Genomic DNA, 18,146 nt, shown 5'->3' on the forward strand with positions numbered 1-18,146 from the left:
GTTTTTTTGTACCTTAGAAGTTTAAAATCGCTTATAATGCAAATAGAAAAACAAACATTTCAGTTTTTAAAAGACTTAAAAGAAAATAATAATCGAGATTGGTTTACAGAGCATAAAAAAGACTTTACTGAAGCCCAAAATAATGCGAAAGCACTGTACAAGACTATTCAAGAAAACTTAAATAAGCATGATGAGATTGATAAGTTTAAGCTGTTTAGAATTTACAGGGATGTCCGTTTTTCAAAAGATAAAACACCTTATAAAACGCATTTTGGAGGCTCTTTTCACAGAAAAAAGCCTGAGCTAAGAGGTGGGTATTATTTACATATTTGCCCTGGAGACAGTTTTGTTGCTGGTGGATTCTGGGAACCAAACAAAGAGGATCTTTTACGTATTCGTAAAGAGTTTGAAGTAGATGCTTCTGAAATTAGAGAGATTTTAAAAGAAAAGAACTACATACAACATTTTGGAGGTAAACTAGAAGGAGATGAGCTTAAAACTGCTCCTAAAGGATTTGATAAACAGCATCCAGATATCGATTTGATTCGTAAAAAAGGTTATATAGCTATTCAGCGTTTTTCTGATAAAGAAGTGTTAGCACCAGACTTTTTAACAAAGGTAGATGATGCTTTTAAAGCTTTGCGTCCGTTTTTTAATTACATGAGTGATGTGTTAACCACAAACTTAAATGGAGAAAGTATTTTAGATTAATTAAGGTGTAATCTAACTTCTCTTTTCAAATAAGCATAGGTAAGTACAGTAGATAAAACATCAGCTATAGGAAAAGACATCCAAACACCATTTACACCATAAAATTTAGGAAGTATATACACTAAAGGAATTAAAAAGATTCCTTGTTTTAAGAGTGTTAACAATAGCGCAGGTAAAGCTTTGCCTGCCGCTTGAAAGTATGCAGATCCAATTAATTGAGTAGTAATTACAGGAGTTGCTAAAAAAGCTATAATTAATGCATTAGGAGTAAGGTTTAATAACTTTTCGTCTTCTGTAAAGATACCAACCAACTCATTAGGAAATAACATTATCATAATAAAAATTAAAACAGCAATACCAGTACCATAAAATATGGATGTTTTTATAGCTTCCTTAACTCTCTTTGTATTGTTAGCTCCATAATTGTATCCAGCAATAGGTAAAAAGCCTTGTGTTACTCCTAAAACAGGGAACAAAGCAAATAACATAACTCTATTAATAATACCATAGATTGCTATTGAAATTTCACCTCCGTACTTAAAAAGAGAATAATTTAAAATAATGGTCAAAATACTTATTGTTCCTTGTCTTACAACAGTTATTCCTCCTAAAGAAATAATCTCTTTTACAATAGAAAAATTCAATTTAAAATACTTTGGAATAATTTTTAATTCAGTTCTTTTTGAAATAAAAAACCATAAAATGAATAATCCACTTACTGCATATGAAATAGAAGTAGCTAAACCAGCTCCATACATTCCCAAGTTCATAAACTTAATGAAAATAACATCTAAAAAAATATTAGCTATTGCAGGAAATAGCATGGTAAGCATAGCATAATTAGGTTTCCCAACTGCTCTAACAACAGGATTACCCATCATAGCAAAAGCCAAAAACGGAACTCCCCAAACAATTACATTAAAATACTCAGTAGCGGGTGTTATAATGTCTCCATTGGCTCCAAAAAGCCTTAAAATAGGAGTGCTGAAAAACGTTCCTAACAATACAAATAAAATAGATAATGCAATAGTTAATGAAATTTGATTTCCAAAAACCTCAAATGCTTTATCATCTTTGTTAGCTCCCAATGCTCTAGAAATTATAGAGCTACCTCCAATTCCAACTCCCATACCTATTGATGATATTAAAAAAGCTATGGGTAATACTACGGTAATTGCTGCGATAGCGAGTACGCCAATCCATCTACCAACAAAAATGGTATCAACAATCATATTAATCGACATTACTAGAATTCCAATAGAAGCAGGGATAGCTTGTTTTAAAATAAGTTGACTGATACTTTTAGTACCTAAGTCGTTGGCGATTTTATTCATGTTGACTAAATTAGTGTGAATTATCCATCAAAAATAAAAACAGCGTTAGATTTAAGTAATAATTAACATCAATCCTGTAAGTTTGCTTTATGAATTTATTTGAACAAAAACATATCGTAACTCCAGAAGAGATAGATGAATATAACCATGTAAACAATGTAGTCTATGTACAATGGATGCAAAATATTTCTGATGCTCATTGGAAAGAACTTTCTAAAAATGTTAAAAACATCGACTATGTTTGGTTTGTTATTCGTCATGAAGTTGATTATAAAAATCAAGCCGTATTAGGGGACGAAGTTACGCTTAGAACATGGGTTGGTAAAACAGAAGGGATAAGATCTGTTCGTCATTTTGAAATGTACAGAGGTGAAACTTTATTAGTAAAATCTCAAACTACTTTTTGTTTGTTGGATGCTAATACCAAAAAACCTAAAAGAATAACGAAAGAAGTAACAAACTTATTGTTACCGTAAAAGAAACAATATCTTTGCACTTATAAATTTATAGAATGACAACATTTACCGCATTAGGAGTACGAAAAGAATATGTTAAGGGATTGAAAGAGTTAGGAATAACAACTCCTACTGAAGTACAAAAAGAAGCAATACCTTATTTACTTGAGAATAATTCAGATTTTATTGGGTTAGCACAAACTGGAACAGGTAAAACAGCTGCTTATGGTCTACCTATTTTGCATAAAATAGATGCTTCAAAAGACAATGTTCAAGCGTTAATTTTATCACCTACAAGAGAACTGGTACAACAGATAAAGAAACAACTATTTAAGTTTACAAAATATGTTGATAATAAAATTTTTGTAGAAGCTGTTTACGGTGGTGAAAAGATTGAACGTCAAATCAACAATTTAAAGAGAACCACACATATTATTGTGGCAACTCCAGGACGTTTGATTGATTTAATAGAAAGAGGTGATGTAGATTTAAAAAATATTAAAACCTTAGTACTTGATGAGGCAGATGAAATGCTTAGTATGGGGTTTAAATTAGAGTTAAATCGTATTTTAAAATACACTTCAGGTACTCGTAAAACATGGTTGTTTTCAGCAACAATGCCTGATGAAATACGAAGTATTATAAAAAAATACATGAATGCTTCAGCAAAACAAGTTGAAGTAAACAAAAATGTATTGGTGAATGCCAATATAACACATCAATTTGTAACAACTACCATTCCTGAAAAAACAGATGTTATTATTAAGTTTTTAGAAAAAAGACATACTGAAAGAGGTATAATTTTCTCAAGAACTAAAGCAGGTGCTCAAAAGCTAACAAAAGAATTAAAAGATGAAGGCTTTTCAGTAGAGGCTTTAGAAGGAGATATGCAGCAAAAAGAACGTGATAAGGTAATGCGTGCTTTTAAAAATGGAAATCTTCAAGTATTGGTGTCTACAGATGTTTCTGCAAGGGGAATAGATGTTCAAAACTTAGCTTTTGTTATCCATCATCAATTACCAGAACAACTAGAATACTACACACACCGAAGTGGTAGAACGGCAAGAGCGGGGAAAAGAGGAATTTCTTTAGCGTTGATTCTTCAAAATGAAAGAAGTCGTTTAGCAGAAGTAGAAAGAACATTACAAATACAATTTTCTGAAATATCAATATAAATGGATGTAATTTACGCCATAGACATTGCTGGAACTTTTGCTTTTGCTATTAGTGGTGCATTAGTTGCTATTAGAAAAAAGTTTGATGTTTTTGGAGTCATTATCATAGCTTTTGTTACTGCCGTAGGAGGCGGAATGACAAGAGATGTGCTTATTAACGCACATCCTATAAACTGGATTGGAGATATTAACTATATCTGGACAATATTAATAGCTGTTGCAGCAACTTTTTTATTTCGAAGTAAAATAGCACCGTTAAGAAGAACAATGTTTCTGTTCGATACTATTGGTATAAGTGTGTTTACGTTATTAGGTGTTCAAAAAGGGATAAATTTTAATCTACATCCGTTTGTAGCCTTAGTAATGGGGATGTCTTCTGCAGTAATGGGAGGTGTAATTAGGGATGTGCTAACAAATGAAATTCCGTTAATTTTTCATAGAGAAATATATGCATCAGCCTGTTTATCGGGAGGAATTGTATACCTACTTTTATATCCTTTAAACATGAATGAAGATGTACTGTTTGTTATTTCTGCAGGAATAATTATTCTTGTAAGAACAATTGCCGTACAGTATAAATTAGAGCTTCCTCGTATTAAAAAGGATGTTTTTGGTAAATAAAAGAATATGAAAAAAATAGTTTTTGAAAACTTAAAAGAACTTTCTAATATAGAAGGAAAACAATTACCAGTAGGAGAGTGGTATACCGTAACTCAACAAATGATTAATGATTTTGCGAATGCCACATTAGATAAACAGTGGATTCACATTGATGAAGAAAAAGCAGCTAAATATTCTCCAACAAAAACAACGATAGCACACGGATTTATGTCTGTTTCTATGTTATCGGAACTGATTTCTAAACAATTTGAAGTAAAAAGTGTAACTATGGGGTTAAACTACGGATTGAATAAAGTTCGTTTCCCAAACCCTGTACCTGTAAATAGTGAATTACGTTTAATTAGTGCTGTTAAACTAATAGAAGATTTTCAGAATGGTAAAAAGCTAACCTTTGATTGCACAATAGAAATAAAAGGCCAAGAAAAACCTGCTTGTGTTGCCGAATTTATTTTTGTTCTATTTGAATAAAAAAAATGCTGTCCTTTTCAAGACAGCATTTGAATTATATATTTTTAGGGTTACGATAACCAACCTTTGGCTATTGTTTTTTTAGAGTACATCAATAAAAATACACCTATAACAATTACCATTATAGGCATTATAACACTTCCTGGCCCATATACTTCAGCTGCTTTACTCATAAATAAGTTATACGACATTTGAACAATAATAGCTATTAATGAAATTAAAAACATAGGTCTTGCTAACTTTTTTCTCATTAGTAAAAAAGCACTACCTATTAATCCGCCAAAAACAGCAATAGCAAAAGCAGCAGTAACCCATGAAGGAATATTATCATATAAAGCTCTTTCTGCTTCAGGTAAAGCAGCTTTAACTTCATCTGTCATGTAAGCCATTCCTAAATATTGCATAACACCTAGTCCATTCCAAACTAAGGCTGCAACACCAATAATCCAAAAAAGTGTAGTGGGTTTGTTTGAATCTGTCATAAAAATAGTTTTTTAGTTAGTTACTGATAAATGTAGTTATAAATAACTCAAAATACAAAACTCACTGTAAATCAGTTAGTAGAGTAGTAGATAAGTGAAAATGGTGAATTTGTCTTCTTAAAATAATGTTAAAGACATATGGTAATTGTAACGACAATAGAAAATAATCGTCGTATAAGCATATAATTACTTAACAGTAATGTTTAGTGATTAGTTAGTTTTTAATAGTTGATTGAAAGGAAAGGCTCGAGATATTATCCCGAGCCTTTTTTAATATACTTTATTTTTAAAAAGATTATTTTCTTTCTAAAAGAGCCATGTAAAACCCATCGAAACCAGATTTATGCGACAATACCTTTTCGTCTTTTACAAATTTAAAATCTTTTCCTGCATCAGAAGCTAAAAAGAATTCAACTTGTTGTTGATTTTCAGATGGTAATACCGAACAAGTAGCATATACCATTTTTCCTCCTGGCTTTACCATTTTAGAGTATTGTTGTAATACTTCTTGCTGAGTACCACGAATTTTATCTAAAAACTCAGGTTGTAATTTCCATTTACTATCAGGATTTCTTCTAATAACTCCTAAACCAGAACATGGAGCATCAATTAATACTCTATCAGCTTTTCCTTGTAGCTTCTTAATAACTTTTGTAGAATCAATTACACGAGTATCAATATTATGAGCTCCGTTTCTACGAGCACGAACTTTTAGTTTTTTCAATTTACTTTCGTAAATATCCATTGCTATAATTTGTCCTTTGTTTTTCATTAACGAAGCTAAGTGTAACGTTTTACCACCAGCACCAGCACATGTATCTACCACTTTCATACCTGGTTCAACATCTAAATAAGCAGCTACTAATTGTGAAGATGCATCTTGAACTTCAAAAAAACCTTTTTTAAAGGCTTCTGTTTTAAAAACATTCGCTCTTTCTACTAATTTTAAAGCATCATCATATCCTTTGATAAACTCTGTATCAATTCCTTCAGAAGCTAATTGTTTTTGTAAATGAGCTTTAGTTGTATTTAAGGTGTTTGTACGTAAAATAACCTCTGCTTGTTTATTTAAAGCAGCTATTTCTTTAGTCCAAACTTCTTCTCCTAACTCTTGAACTCCAACTTCATCAATCCAATCAGGAATAGATTCTCTAAACTTTCTTATCTTTAATAACTCATCAAACTTACCTTTAATTCTTCTTGTAGGAGTAGGTTCTATCTGGTTCCAATCTGGTAATTGAATTCCTTTTAACACACACCAAACAGCAAATAATCGCCATAAATCAGGACGAGAATAAGGTGCTTTTACATTTGCTATTTCTGCATATAATCGTTTCCAACGAACCACATCATAAATAGTTTCAGCAACAAACTTTCTATCACGTGCTCCCCAACGTTTATCTCTCTTCAAAGCTTTTTCAACAGCTTTATCTGCATATACATCTTCATTAAAAATATCGCGTAAGCTATCAATAACCGCGAAAACTAAATTTCTATGTAATCTCATTTGATGAATTTAAGAGTGCAAAGATAGTTGATTTTAATGGCTTTTTGTATTTTCGTTCTTAATGAATTTAAATAACCCCGTAACATATATAAAAGGAATTAGTGTTGCTAGAGCAGAGTTGTTATTTACCGAGTTAGGTATTAAAACTTGTAACGATTTATTGCACCTTTTTCCGTTTAGATATATCGATAAAACACAGTTTTATACGATTAATCAGTTGCAACAAAACTCTGCTGAAGTACAAATAGTAGGTAAGATTACAGGCGTAAAAACCGTAAAACAAAAAAGAGGTAGTAGGTTAGTGGCTACTTTTTCTGACACTACAGGTACCATGGAATTGGTTTGGTTTAAAGGGGCTAAATGGATTAAAGATAGTTTAAAAGTAAATGTTCCATATGTTATTTATGGAAAATTAAATTGGTATAATGGTACTCCTAATATGCCACATCCAGAAATGGAAACAGTAAAAGAATACAAAAGCAAGCTACAAATGGCTATGCAACCAGTATATCCTTCTACTGAAAAACTAAGCACAAAAGGAATAAGTAACAAGGTCATGCGTACGATGATTCAAAACTTGTTTCAGCAAGCTTATAATGATATTGAAGAAACTTTTCCTGCTTATTTTATTGAAGAACATCAATTTTTAGGTAAAAAAGAATCACTTTTAAATATTCACTTTCCTAAGAATCAAGAACTACTAGCAAAGGCTCAATATCGATTAAAGTTTGAAGAGTTATTTTTTATTCAATTACAATTACTACAGAAAAAACTCATCCGAAAATCAAAACTAAAAGGATTCGTTTTTGAACAGGTAGGAGAGGAGTTTACCAATTTTTATAACAATCACTTACCCTTTGACTTAACAGGGGCTCAAAAACGAGTATTAAAAGAGATTCGTAAAGATGTTGGCTCTGGAGCACACATGAATCGATTATTGCAAGGGGATGTAGGTTCTGGGAAAACGATTGTAGCATTATTGACTATGTTGTTGGCCATTGATAATGGTTATCAAGCTACAATTATGGCTCCTACCGAAATTCTTGCAACACAGCATTATAATGGAATAATAGAATTATTAGAGAAAACCGATATTAAAGTTGAATTATTAACAGGGTCTACCAAAACAAAAAAGCGTAGAGAAATTCATGAAAGTTTAGAAGATGGTTCGCTACATATCCTGATAGGAACACATGCTATTTTAGAAGATAAAGTACAATTTAAAAACCTAGGTATTGCTATTATTGATGAGCAACATCGTTTTGGAGTTGCACAGAGAAGAAAGTTATGGGAAAAAAGTCCTTCTGATGGAAGGGCTATTCCTCCACATATTTTAGTTATGACTGCAACGCCTATACCAAGAACATTGGCAATGTCTGTTTATGGTGATTTAGATATTTCTGTAATTGATGAACTGCCTCCTGGGCGTAAAGAAATAAAAACTGTACATCGTTATGATAGTAATCGTTTAGGGGTTTTTAAGTTTTTGAAAGATGAAATAGCTAAAGGAAGACAAGCATATGTAGTATATCCATTAATTCAAGAGTCTGAAGCGATGGATTACAAAGATTTAATGGATGGTTATGAGAGTATTTCTCGTGAGTTTCCTTCTCCTGAATATCAAATAAGCATTGTTCATGGGCAAATGAAACCTGCTGATAAAGATTATGAAATGGAACGATTTGCCAAAGGAGATACTCAAATTATGGTAGCTACTACAGTTATTGAAGTGGGAGTAAATGTGCCTAATGCCTCTGTAATGGTTATAGAGAGTGCAGAGCGTTTTGGGTTAAGTCAATTACACCAATTACGAGGTAGAGTAGGACGTGGTGCAGAACAGAGTTATTGTATTTTATTATCGAGCTATAAGTTGTCTTCTGACGGAAAAACTCGTTTGCAAACGATGGTAGAAACTACAGATGGATTTAAAATTGCTGAAGTAGATTTAAAACTTCGTGGTCCTGGAAATATTATGGGAACACAACAAAGTGGTGTTTTAAACCTTAAAATAGCAGATGTTGTTAAAGATAGTCCAATATTACACGTAGCCCGTAAAGCTGCTATAAACTTACTTCAAGAAGATCCGAATTTATCAGAAACAAAAAATTCCAGCTTGCTGAAAGCTTATGAAAAGCTTAGAAAAACAAGTGGAATTTGGAGTAATATAAGTTAGAATTAAGTACTAGCTAGTAGTACTTAACTCTTCTTCTTCGTTGTCGCTTTTATTAAGCCTAAGTATTATATATCCTATTATTGCAGAAATAAGAGAACCTAAAAGCACACCAATTTTAGCGGATCCTAAGAATTCAGGGCTCTTAGCAAAAGCTAAACTAGCAATGAATATTGCCATAGTAAACCCGATTCCTGCTAAAAATGATACACCAACAATGTGCTGACCATTTATTTCTTTAGGAACTTCAATTATTTTAAGCTTTTTAACTGTGGTAATAACTGTGGTGATTCCAATACTATTCCCTAGAACTAAACATAAAGCTATGTGTATTATTAAGGAAGAGTCTAAATGCGCATTACTATCCATTATTAAAACCCCTGCATTAGCTAAAGCAAAAACAGGAATAATTGCATACGCTACTATATCGTGTAATTTATGTTCTAAAAGTTGAAGAGGAGATTGGTAATCTTCTATCCAGTGATCTAAGTTATCTATTTCATTAATTTGCTCTTTTGACAATATTGGTTTAGGTGAAACCTTCGCTTTTTTAATATTATCCATTATCTGAGACAAATTAGCTAAAAACTCAGGGGTATGTGCTTTTTGTCTAATCGGTACAGCAAAAGCCATTAATATACCTGCAACCGTTGGGTGTATTCCTGCTTTTAAAAATAAAACCCAAATAACTGCACCAAACATAAAAGTTACGTAGTGAGAATAAAAACCTTTATGAGCAATAAAATAAAGAAAAGCTAATAAACCTATAGCGATAGATATCAATGTAATATCTATACTAGTACTGTAAAATAAAGCGATTACTAAAACAGCCCCTATATCATCAACAATAGCAAAAGCAGTTAAAAATACTTTTAAACTTAGTGGTATTCTTTTACCTAAAGTATTTAAAACAGCTAAAGAAAAGGCAATATCTGTAGCCATTGGAACCCCCCAACCATGTGCTGTTTCCGGGTCTTCATTTAAAAGAATAAAAAACAAAACAGGAAATAACATTCCACCTACTGCTCCAAAAAGAGGAAACGCTAGCTTTTTAGTAGAGTTTAATTCACCTATTAAGAATTCTCTTTTAATTTCTAACCCAATTAAAAAGAAAAATACAGCCATTAACCCATCGTTAATCCAAAGTATTAAAGGTTTGTATAATTCAAGGTGTTCAGACTTAAAACCTATTTTATAGTCCCATAAAGCACTGTAACTGTCTCTAAAAGGAGAGTTTGCCCAAATGAGGGCCAATAAAGTAGCTCCTAATAATAAAACACCACTAGCACTTTCAGTTTTTAAAAATTTTTTAAATGGAGATGCTATACTCTTTTTATTCATGTTTGTATATAGATTGTAACTTGCTTTTTTAACTTGAAAAAAAGCAAGGATATTAATTTTTTTGTTTCAGAAAGCGAAGATAATTCATCAAACTTTAACGAAAAGTTAAATTTTTAAAACTTTTTAACACTTAAGAAGGAAAAACGATACGAAATACCCAAATTTATTTGAGTACTACTTAAATTTCCTCCTCTAGCTTTTACATAACCCGCTCCTAATCTTAAATTTAAGTTATTAGTAAGTTTTTGATTAACTCCAATACTAGGTTTAACAATTAATCCTTGCCCTGTACTAATACCACCACCACCAGCTGCACCTCCTAAAACTTGTGCAAAAAGAGAGGTTTTTCCGTTAAAGAATTCATTTGTTTGAACTCCTAAACCTACAATTCCTTCTGCATAAGCTCCTGCATTACCAAAGTTAGCAAAAGAAGTTTGACCTGCCGCATATAAATATTTATTTAAGAAAAAATTTAATTGCAGTGATATTTGATGCATATCTTGATCAAAATCACCATCTCTAGCAGCATCCAAGTATAAATCTTGTTTAATAACTGCGTCAAACCCTTTGAATTTTCCTTCTGAAAATTCTCTTTCATCTGGTAAAATACCATCTCTATCCATATAATACTTCAATCCTAGACCAAAAGTTGAAGACACAAAGTGAGAATCAGGACTCATTAAGTATCCTTTATTGATTGATGCATATACATTATCAAATAATTTTTGCTCTAAAGAGAGGTCTGGATAGATTAAAAAACCTCCTTTAGTATCTACTCCGCCACCGCCACCGGCACCTACTCCAAATTTAGCTAAAATATTTGTACGATTCTTATTCATTGACAAATGATAACCTCCACCAAGGAAAACATCCATATAACCTGCCTTAATTCCATGATAAGCACCATCTGCTTTAACGAAAAAGAAAAAATCATCTGTAAGATAAGAATTTAATTCAAAACCTGCTAAACGTATTGTGTTTCCTTTATAAGAACCTTTTGTTACTTTAGCATTGTTTAGATGAACTAATAATGAAATTCTATTACTTAAAGAGTTCCATGAAGTATTTTTTAAATCTTCCACAGAAAAAGTAGTTTCTCTATCTTTAAATCTAGCTGTTTCAAAAGATAGAGGGATTTGTACAGCTACATTGAATTGGCTACTGTTAATAGTTCCTCCATCAAAAAAGTCAACATAGCTATATCCTGCAGTTGCAGAAAAATGTTTAAAGTCGTACCCTAAGTTAAGATGGGGTAATATAAATGCACCACCACCATCAGGAGCAGAAGCACCACCGCCGCCACCAAAATGAAGTCCAGCATCAATAAAAAGTTTATCAGTTATTTTTTGTTGAATTCCTGCATTTACACCCAAAGTAAAAAAACCTCCTCTAATACCTCCTACAGCTCCATATAAACCTACTCCTGCATAACTCCAATCATTTAATTTTAGGTTATAGTGGAGCCCTGTGTAGTCCATATTTTGTTCTCCGTCAGGCATTTTAATCGATAGGAAATCAATTTGACCAAATCCAAACTGTGTTTTCTTTTCAGGTACAATACTTGTTTGTGCGTAAAAAAAATGAACACTCATTAGTAAACTTACTATGAGTGCTCTTTTAAAAATAATGTTAAGCATTAAATTTTATTTAATTATGTATTTTCTGGCGTTTTCCGTTTATATATGAGGCTACGAAAGCATCGTTAAATCCAATTTTAATTAATTCTTTTTGTAAACCTTTAGCTTCATCCAAAGTAGTATATAAACCTAAAGAGTATTTAAAGTAACCATCATTAGTAGTAACTGTTGATGGAATAACTTCTGAAGATAATAATGGATATTTGTTTTCTGAAAGTACTCCAATTTGTACTGAATAAATTGTTTGTCCATTTGTATTTTGCGCTACTTCATCAGCCAATGTTTCTGTATTAATATCAGAATTAGAATTAGATGAAATATCACTGTCAGATTCTTCAGCATTTCTAGCTGCTCTAGCTTGAGCTCTATTTATACTATCTAGTACTCTGTAAGCTTCTTTCTTTTTTACAGCTTCAATATCAATGTTATTGATAGCGCTACTACCTCCATTTGCATAAAAATAGTATGCAGCACCTAAAGCTAAACCTAATAGAAGTCCCAAGAAAATAGGCAGAGTTTTTGAGCTCTTTTTTAGTGCAGCTAATTCTTCTTGTGTGCTACTTAATTCGCTTTCTGCTTCTTCTCTTTTTAATTTAGCGTTGTCTAAGTCTTCGTGCATTAACTTAAACTTCTCTTCTTCTATAAAAGGCATAAGTATTTGGATTAATTAATAATTATTAAAAGTACTAAAGTACAAATCTTTTTTTATACGTGAGTTTTAAAGAATATAATTGGTTTTGTACTCGATTGTTTCTATAAATTATTTGGTGTGGAATATATAGTCATTTTACTATCTCTGCTAAAACCGATAAGGAAAATTCCAAATTCTTTAGCAAAGTCTACAGCTAAAGTAGAACATGCTGAAACTGCAATTATAATAGGGATTTTTGCTAAGAAAGCTTTAGAAACTATTTCGTAAGAAACTCTTCCGCTAACTAACATATAACAGGCTTCCTTTAGTTTGTTTTGATTGATTAAATCACCAACACATTTATCTACAGCATTGTGACGACCGATGTCTTCTTTAATAGTTAATAACTCTTCATTTTTATTAAAAATAGCACAAGCATGGCTACCTCCTGTAGTTTTAAATAAAAACTGTTTATTATTCATTTTCAATGAAATACGACTTACAACTTCTACTAACCCTTTAACACCTGTGTTGTTACCGTTTTTTAGAGCTTTACCATTAGTTTTTAAATCTTTTAGTTCTTTTTTTCCACAAATACCACATGAAGAAACTGATAAAAGAGTACGCTTATTTAAATAACCTTTTCCTAATTTTTTTTCAGGAACCTCTATGTTTAGAACTGTAGAAAAGTCTTTTTCTTGTTTAATTATATCTACTTTTACATCATCTTGTTTTTTGTAAATATCTTCAGCATATAATAGACCTCTCACTAACTCTTTATCATTACCAGGAGTTCTCATAACTACTGTATATGGTTCTTTGTTAATGTTTATTTGTAATGGAGCTTCTATAACAAGAGTGTCATCAAATTTCTCTAAAGAATCAGTAGAAAGTTTAATAGATTGGTAGCTTTGTGTCTGTTTCATGATAAAACAAATGTATATAAAAAAGAAAAGCCCTGATGTTAATCAAGGCTTTTAGTATGTTTTATTACCCCTAAACAATAAAACATACTTTTCGATAGGGGCTTCTATCAATTAGGTAAACGATAAATTATAAGTAATAGTATAAATATTAATCGGTTTTTGTGCAATCAATAACTATTAGTTCATTATTTATATTTGTAGTGAAAAAGAGGTAAGAATTTCCACCATCTTTTAACTTAGTTTCTTTTCTAATTTGAGCCACTGTTTTAGGAAAATTACGTGTTGTAATATTTGCTTTTGTCTCTGTTATCTCCTTTTTTATCTTTTTTTTGTTGTAGGTAAATACATTGTTGATTTCAAAAATTCTTCCAGGGAAATCTTTGACTAATTTTTCTGAAGTATATAGGTGAGAATGTTGGTGCAATTTATTTACTTTCTGTTGACTTGCTATTTGATTGAATCCACCAGACTTTAAAATAGCTGAGTTAGGTTCATAAAGATATTTAAGTGGTATCGAGTATTCAAATTTAAAATCATCTCCTAGTTTAAAGTCAAAGTACTGATTTTTGTTTTTCAGTATGTTAAGTGTTTTTATTTCAACTAATTCTTTATATTCTTTTTTTAACAGAAAGAGAAGCTCTTTTACCTCATTATTTACAGCTACAACATGAATTTCTTTTACAAATTTTAGTTCATTTATGGTTGATGAAATATCTAAAATGGGAGAATTCTTAACAAGAATTGTATCTGATATTTCAAATAGAAAATCTAAATTTTCGGGTACGTTTGGTAAACAATCGCTTAGTAAAAAAACTTTTCCTTTCGTATCATTTCTTCGAGAAGGGTCAATATAAATACAATCAAATTTTTCAGAAGCATTTTTTAAGTACTCTAATCCGTCTGTGGCAACAGTTCTAATATTTGAAACTTCTAATTGCTCATAATTGTATGAAACGATCTCTGAAAGCTCTTCATTTATCTCACAATGTACAACCTTTTTAAATCGTTTAGAAAAAGCATAACAGTCAACACCAAATCCTCCTGTTATATCAATTATTGAATCCCCATTAACTAATTTTGATTTGTATTCAGCTGTTATTTCAGAAGAAGTTTGTTCAATACTTAGTTTAGGTGGATAATAAATGTTTTTTGTTTGAAACCAGATAGGTAATTTCTTCTCTGATTTGTGTTTTGCTATAATTTGATTGGCTAATTCTTGTACAGAAACGTCTTTAAAGGGACTTCCTTTAAAAATAAATTGTTCGATATTGACTTTTAAGTTATCATTAATATAACTCTGAACCTCAGGATGTAAAATATTTTTATTCAAAAAAGAAGTGGTTTTAATTGAGCTTTTAACCGCAATAATACTAATAATTTAACAGTTATAAAGCCTTGTTAATCCTAGATTTTCACTACGTTTGTTTACTTATTATCAAATTAAAGTTAACAAATAATTTATTATGAAAAAAAGTATTTTAATGCTTGCTATGATTTTAGCAACAGCGAGCGCAAGTGCTCAATTTTATGTTTCTGCAGCAGGAGGTTATTCAATTTCTAGTGCAGGAGTACGTTTTGGAACTGAAACAACAGCTGCAGGCGTAGAAAACACCTACGGTAGTTATGGAGAAGGATTACATACTCAGTTAAGAGGAGGGTATTTTTTTAATGACACCTTTGGAGTTGAAGCTTCTTTTGGTTATTTACACGGAGCAGATCAAACTATAAACAAAGTTAATCTAGCAGGTCAACCTGAAATTGATATTTACTCAAGAGGTAGAGCTTACGGTGCATCTGCTTCTTTAATTTATAAGTTTACTAATAACATTTATGGTAGAGTAGGTTTTTTAACAAAAATAGGAGGTAGAACTGAAGCTATTGGAAAAATGCATGGAATTAAATTACCTGCAGGAACTTTACCAGGTGTGCCAGTAGAAACAACTTTAGATGTTGATTTTGTTCATGATTTTAAAGGACGTTTTCCTTTAGGTGCTATTGCAGCAATTGGTTATAAGCATGATTTATCTAAAAATGTAGCTATTTTTGGTGAATTTGAGTATATGGGGATTAGTGTTACTAGAGATACTTCTAAAATGTCTGAGTTTTCAGCTTCTATTAGAGAAAATGGAGCAACATTAAATATCGATCAGGTAAGAGGTATTTTAACAGCAGGAGGGAATTCTGCAGCTGCATTATTTCATGATAATATAGAGTATGTTGATGAGTTACCTTTAGGAAACACAGATACTTCTAAGCAGTTATCTCAAAAAGTACCATATTCTTCTTTCGGAATTAATTTTGGTATTACTTATACTTTCGGTAAATAATATTTTCGAGTTATATAAAAATTAAAAGAGCAGCAATTTTGCTGCTCTTTTTTATTGTTTATGTAAGAAGTGAAACTAATTGTAAGTTTTTACATTTCCCATATCTAATGTCCCGACTGACATTTCGTGCTTAGTTGGTAATACAGCTCCAGATTCTGTTGTAATCCAATCATTCCAAGTAGCTTCCATTCCGCCAGTAGGAATTATAGAAACCCACATTTTATAGCTAGTAGGTCTACCTTTTTCATCTAAAATCCACAAATAAGAATCTCCAGGGGTTGATCCTCCTGTAGTATAAGTAACTAATAAAGCTTCTTTACCTTCGTATTCTACAATTCTACGTTCAATACCGTTTTCAAAAACTTTATATGGGGCTACTAGCCAAAAGCTATCATTATTAAAATAGTCTATGGCTTTTTGAAGTATTTCTTTGTTTTCAACTTCTTTTCCATCAACTAAAACAATACTTTTTTCAGGGCTTTTTGTATATAAGGTTACTTTATTAGAGTCCCAAGATACTTCTACTATATTTTCTTGTTTATCCCACTTATAAAAATGCTTTCCTCTAAAGCTCCACTCTATAAAATGAGTGGTTTTATAAGCTTCATAATTTAACGCTTTAAGCATTTTTGTTGCTAAAGCGTCCGCTTTTGGTCCTTGTTGACCTCTAGGAAGACTCTCATTGTTTTTAAAATAAAAAACAGCTAATACAATAGCTCCAACAAGTAATAATCCTCCTAATATTTTAAATAACTTCTTCATTTTTATTCATTAATTGTTTTATTCCTTTAGCTAACTCATTTGCTGCTGAAGGGTAGTTTCTAAACCAAAGTTCTGGCTCTATTAGTTCTAGTTCTGCAATAGCTAATTTACCACTATTATCAGTAAAAACATCTACTCGTGCATAAATAGGGAGTTCTATGCAGGCTTTTACGGCGTTTTCAGCAAACAAAATTTCATCATCGGTAGGTGTGTAATTGTAAACAGAACCTCCAAAATCATCTTGCACCCTAAAATCACCTGATTTGGCTATTTTTAAAACAGCATGTGTAAACTTACCATTCATAATCATTAACGAAATTTCTCCTTTTTCAACTATGTTGTACTGAAAAGGTTGGATAATCATATCCTCTTTAGCAATTAATGAAGAAAAAATAGTTTCATATTCGTCTATGGTTTCAATATTGATTTTGTAAGTGTGTCTTGCAGCACCTGAAATACAGGGTTTTAAAACAAAATCTTTTAAATTATATTTTTCAGAAATATCATTTAATGTAAACTGAGTTCCTTTATCAATAAAATAGGATTCACAAATATGTATTCCGTTTTGTTGCAAATCTTGTAGGTAGTGTTTGTCTATATTCCAACGAATGATTTTTTCTGAATTTAACAATGTTGTTTGTTTACTTACAACATTTAACCATTTAGAAAATTCTGGAAATCGATCAAAGTAATCCCAAGTAGTTCTAAATAAAATATACTTTGTTGTAGACCAGTCAAAATCTGTATCATCCCAAGAAAGACGAGCTACTTTTAGCCCTTGATTTTCAAGAGCTAATTTTACATAGTTATCTTCATCTAATACGTTTTGAATATAGCGATCAAGCATTTTCGGCTTTATATACCTTTTATCGGTAAGGATAATAACATCGTATTTTTTCATATATGCAATGTAACGCTATTTTTAAAGTTATAAAATGCTTATTTATGCATGTTATAATACTCTATTACGTGATTTGGTATTTGTATATCTTCTTTTAAATTTTCATCAGAAATAGGAGGTAGGGCTACCTGCTTTAAAGGTATTAAACCTGCCCAAATCGGTGAATTATAATCTTCAGGTTCATCATTTACTCCAACATCTCTCACTTTTGCAGAAGCAGTTTCAATTGTCATTTCTACAACTAATGTTCTATCTAGTTCTTCAGGTTTCATAGGTCTAATTCCATTCCAACGCCCCTTCATCATATGTTCCATAAAACAGTATAAAGCGGCTTCTTTTTCTTTAGGTTTCTCTATTGTTTTTACTGAACCAAATAATGTAGCAGAACGGTAGTTTACTGAATGATGCAATCCTGAACGTGCTAATACTAATGCATCTAAATGCATTACTGTCATACTCATTTCTCCAGCTTCTAAAAGCGACAATAACATTCTGTTTGCCTGTGAACTATGTAGATAAATTTTATCTTCTTTTCTTCCGTAAGCCATAGGCAAAGAAATTGCTTTTCCTTCATATGTGTAACTTACAAAACCAATAAACCCTGCATCTAAAATAGTATTGATTTTTTCAATATCATAAACTGCTCTATTTTGACCTCTTTTTACTCTATTGATTTTTGATTTTTGATATTCTTTCAT

18 protein-coding genes are annotated in these 18,146 nt (G+C 31.3%); 7 read left to right on the forward strand and 11 right to left on the reverse strand.

What is annotated here, in order from left to right; genetic code table 11:
- Positions 1–36 precede the first annotated feature (36 nt).
- Positions 37–711, forward strand: coding sequence for a DUF2461 domain-containing protein (locus tag VBY68_RS02780; protein WP_415268807.1), 675 nt, complete (start codon positions 37–39; stop codon positions 709–711).
- On the opposite strand, the gene VBY68_RS02785 is transcribed toward VBY68_RS02780, so the two are convergent.
- Positions 708–2,045: an MATE family efflux transporter gene (locus VBY68_RS02785; protein WP_415268808.1), complete on the reverse strand. Its 1,338-nt coding sequence runs from the start codon at positions 2,043–2,045 to the stop codon at positions 708–710. The two genes, VBY68_RS02780 and VBY68_RS02785, sit on opposite strands and share 4 nt — an antisense overlap.
- Before the next feature lie 89 nt (positions 2,046–2,134).
- Between VBY68_RS02785 and VBY68_RS02790 the strand changes: the two genes are divergently transcribed.
- The 4 genes from VBY68_RS02790 to VBY68_RS02805 are packed head-to-tail and all read left to right on the forward strand — an operon-like array spanning position 2,135 to position 4,764.
- Positions 2,135–2,521 (forward strand): acyl-CoA thioesterase, encoded by a 387-nt coding sequence (locus VBY68_RS02790; RefSeq protein ID WP_121146808.1) that lies wholly within the window; start codon positions 2,135–2,137, stop codon positions 2,519–2,521.
- 35 nt (positions 2,522–2,556) lie between these two features.
- Positions 2,557–3,675, forward strand: a complete 1,119-nt coding sequence (locus VBY68_RS02795) for a DEAD/DEAH box helicase (RefSeq protein ID WP_415268809.1) — start codon at positions 2,557–2,559, stop codon at positions 3,673–3,675.
- Complete coding sequence (locus VBY68_RS02800; RefSeq protein WP_121146810.1) at positions 3,676–4,296, forward strand: trimeric intracellular cation channel family protein; 621 nt, start codon at positions 3,676–3,678, stop codon at positions 4,294–4,296.
- 6 nt (positions 4,297–4,302) lie between these two features.
- Complete coding sequence (locus VBY68_RS02805) at positions 4,303–4,764, forward strand: MaoC family dehydratase (RefSeq protein WP_415268810.1); 462 nt, start codon at positions 4,303–4,305, stop codon at positions 4,762–4,764.
- Positions 4,765–4,814: 50 nt separating this feature from the next.
- On the opposite strand, the gene VBY68_RS02810 is transcribed toward VBY68_RS02805, so the two are convergent.
- Positions 4,815–5,246: a hypothetical protein gene (locus VBY68_RS02810; protein ID WP_415268811.1), complete on the reverse strand. Its 432-nt coding sequence runs from the start codon at positions 5,244–5,246 to the stop codon at positions 4,815–4,817.
- Positions 5,247–5,541: 295 nt separating this feature from the next.
- Positions 5,542–6,753 carry an RsmB/NOP family class I SAM-dependent RNA methyltransferase gene (locus VBY68_RS02815; protein ID WP_121146813.1) on the reverse strand — a complete coding sequence of 404 codons (1,212 nt, stop codon included), beginning with the start codon at positions 6,751–6,753 and terminating at the stop codon, positions 5,542–5,544.
- Positions 6,754–6,814: 61 nt separating this feature from the next.
- Between VBY68_RS02815 and recG the strand changes: the two genes are divergently transcribed.
- The gene (gene recG, locus VBY68_RS02820; RefSeq protein ID WP_415268812.1) at positions 6,815–8,926 is read left to right on the forward strand and encodes an ATP-dependent DNA helicase RecG; all 2,112 of its coding nucleotides are present in this window, start codon (positions 6,815–6,817) and stop codon (positions 8,924–8,926) included.
- A 9-nt stretch (positions 8,927–8,935) separates the two neighbouring features.
- On the opposite strand, the gene nhaA is transcribed toward recG, so the two are convergent.
- The 5 genes from nhaA to VBY68_RS02845 all read right to left on the reverse strand — a co-directional run bounded on the left by nhaA (position 8,936) and on the right by VBY68_RS02845 (position 14,788).
- Positions 8,936–10,264, reverse strand: a complete 1,329-nt coding sequence (nhaA, locus tag VBY68_RS02825; RefSeq protein WP_121146815.1) for a Na+/H+ antiporter NhaA — start codon at positions 10,262–10,264, stop codon at positions 8,936–8,938.
- A gap of 113 nt (positions 10,265–10,377) precedes the next feature.
- The gene (locus VBY68_RS02830) at positions 10,378–11,901 is read right to left on the reverse strand and encodes a hypothetical protein (RefSeq protein ID WP_415268813.1); all 1,524 of its coding nucleotides are present in this window, start codon (positions 11,899–11,901) and stop codon (positions 10,378–10,380) included.
- Positions 11,902–11,911: 10 nt separating this feature from the next.
- A complete protein-coding gene (locus tag VBY68_RS02835) occupies positions 11,912–12,553 on the reverse strand; it encodes a hypothetical protein (RefSeq protein ID WP_415268814.1) in 642 nt (213 codons plus the stop codon).
- 101 nt (positions 12,554–12,654) lie between these two features.
- A complete protein-coding gene (fdhD, locus tag VBY68_RS02840; RefSeq protein WP_415268815.1) occupies positions 12,655–13,458 on the reverse strand; it encodes a formate dehydrogenase accessory sulfurtransferase FdhD in 804 nt (267 codons plus the stop codon).
- A gap of 148 nt (positions 13,459–13,606) precedes the next feature.
- Positions 13,607–14,788 carry a class I SAM-dependent methyltransferase gene (locus VBY68_RS02845; RefSeq protein ID WP_415268816.1) on the reverse strand — a complete coding sequence of 394 codons (1,182 nt, stop codon included), beginning with the start codon at positions 14,786–14,788 and terminating at the stop codon, positions 13,607–13,609.
- A gap of 133 nt (positions 14,789–14,921) precedes the next feature.
- Here VBY68_RS02845 and VBY68_RS02850 point away from each other — a divergent pair, with 133 nt between their 5' ends.
- A complete protein-coding gene (locus VBY68_RS02850; protein WP_121146819.1) occupies positions 14,922–15,785 on the forward strand; it encodes an outer membrane beta-barrel protein in 864 nt (287 codons plus the stop codon).
- 75 nt (positions 15,786–15,860) lie between these two features.
- On the opposite strand, the gene VBY68_RS02855 is transcribed toward VBY68_RS02850, so the two are convergent.
- Genes VBY68_RS02855 through VBY68_RS02865 form a run of 3 tightly spaced genes read right to left on the reverse strand, consistent with a single transcriptional unit; the run spans position 15,861 to position 18,146 of the window.
- The gene (locus tag VBY68_RS02855; RefSeq protein ID WP_415268817.1) at positions 15,861–16,547 is read right to left on the reverse strand and encodes a hypothetical protein; all 687 of its coding nucleotides are present in this window, start codon (positions 16,545–16,547) and stop codon (positions 15,861–15,863) included.
- Positions 16,531–17,448 carry an ATP-grasp domain-containing protein gene (locus VBY68_RS02860; RefSeq protein ID WP_415268818.1) on the reverse strand — a complete coding sequence of 306 codons (918 nt, stop codon included), beginning with the start codon at positions 17,446–17,448 and terminating at the stop codon, positions 16,531–16,533. The genes VBY68_RS02855 and VBY68_RS02860 overlap by 17 nt, the downstream gene beginning before the upstream one ends.
- 38 nt (positions 17,449–17,486) lie before the next feature.
- Complete coding sequence (locus tag VBY68_RS02865) at positions 17,487–18,146, reverse strand: pyridoxamine 5'-phosphate oxidase family protein (RefSeq protein ID WP_415268819.1); 660 nt, start codon at positions 18,144–18,146, stop codon at positions 17,487–17,489.

It is taken from the genome of Tenacibaculum ascidiaceicola, assembly GCF_047470925.1.
GTDB lineage: Bacteria > Bacteroidota > Bacteroidia > Flavobacteriales > Flavobacteriaceae > Polaribacter > Polaribacter discolor.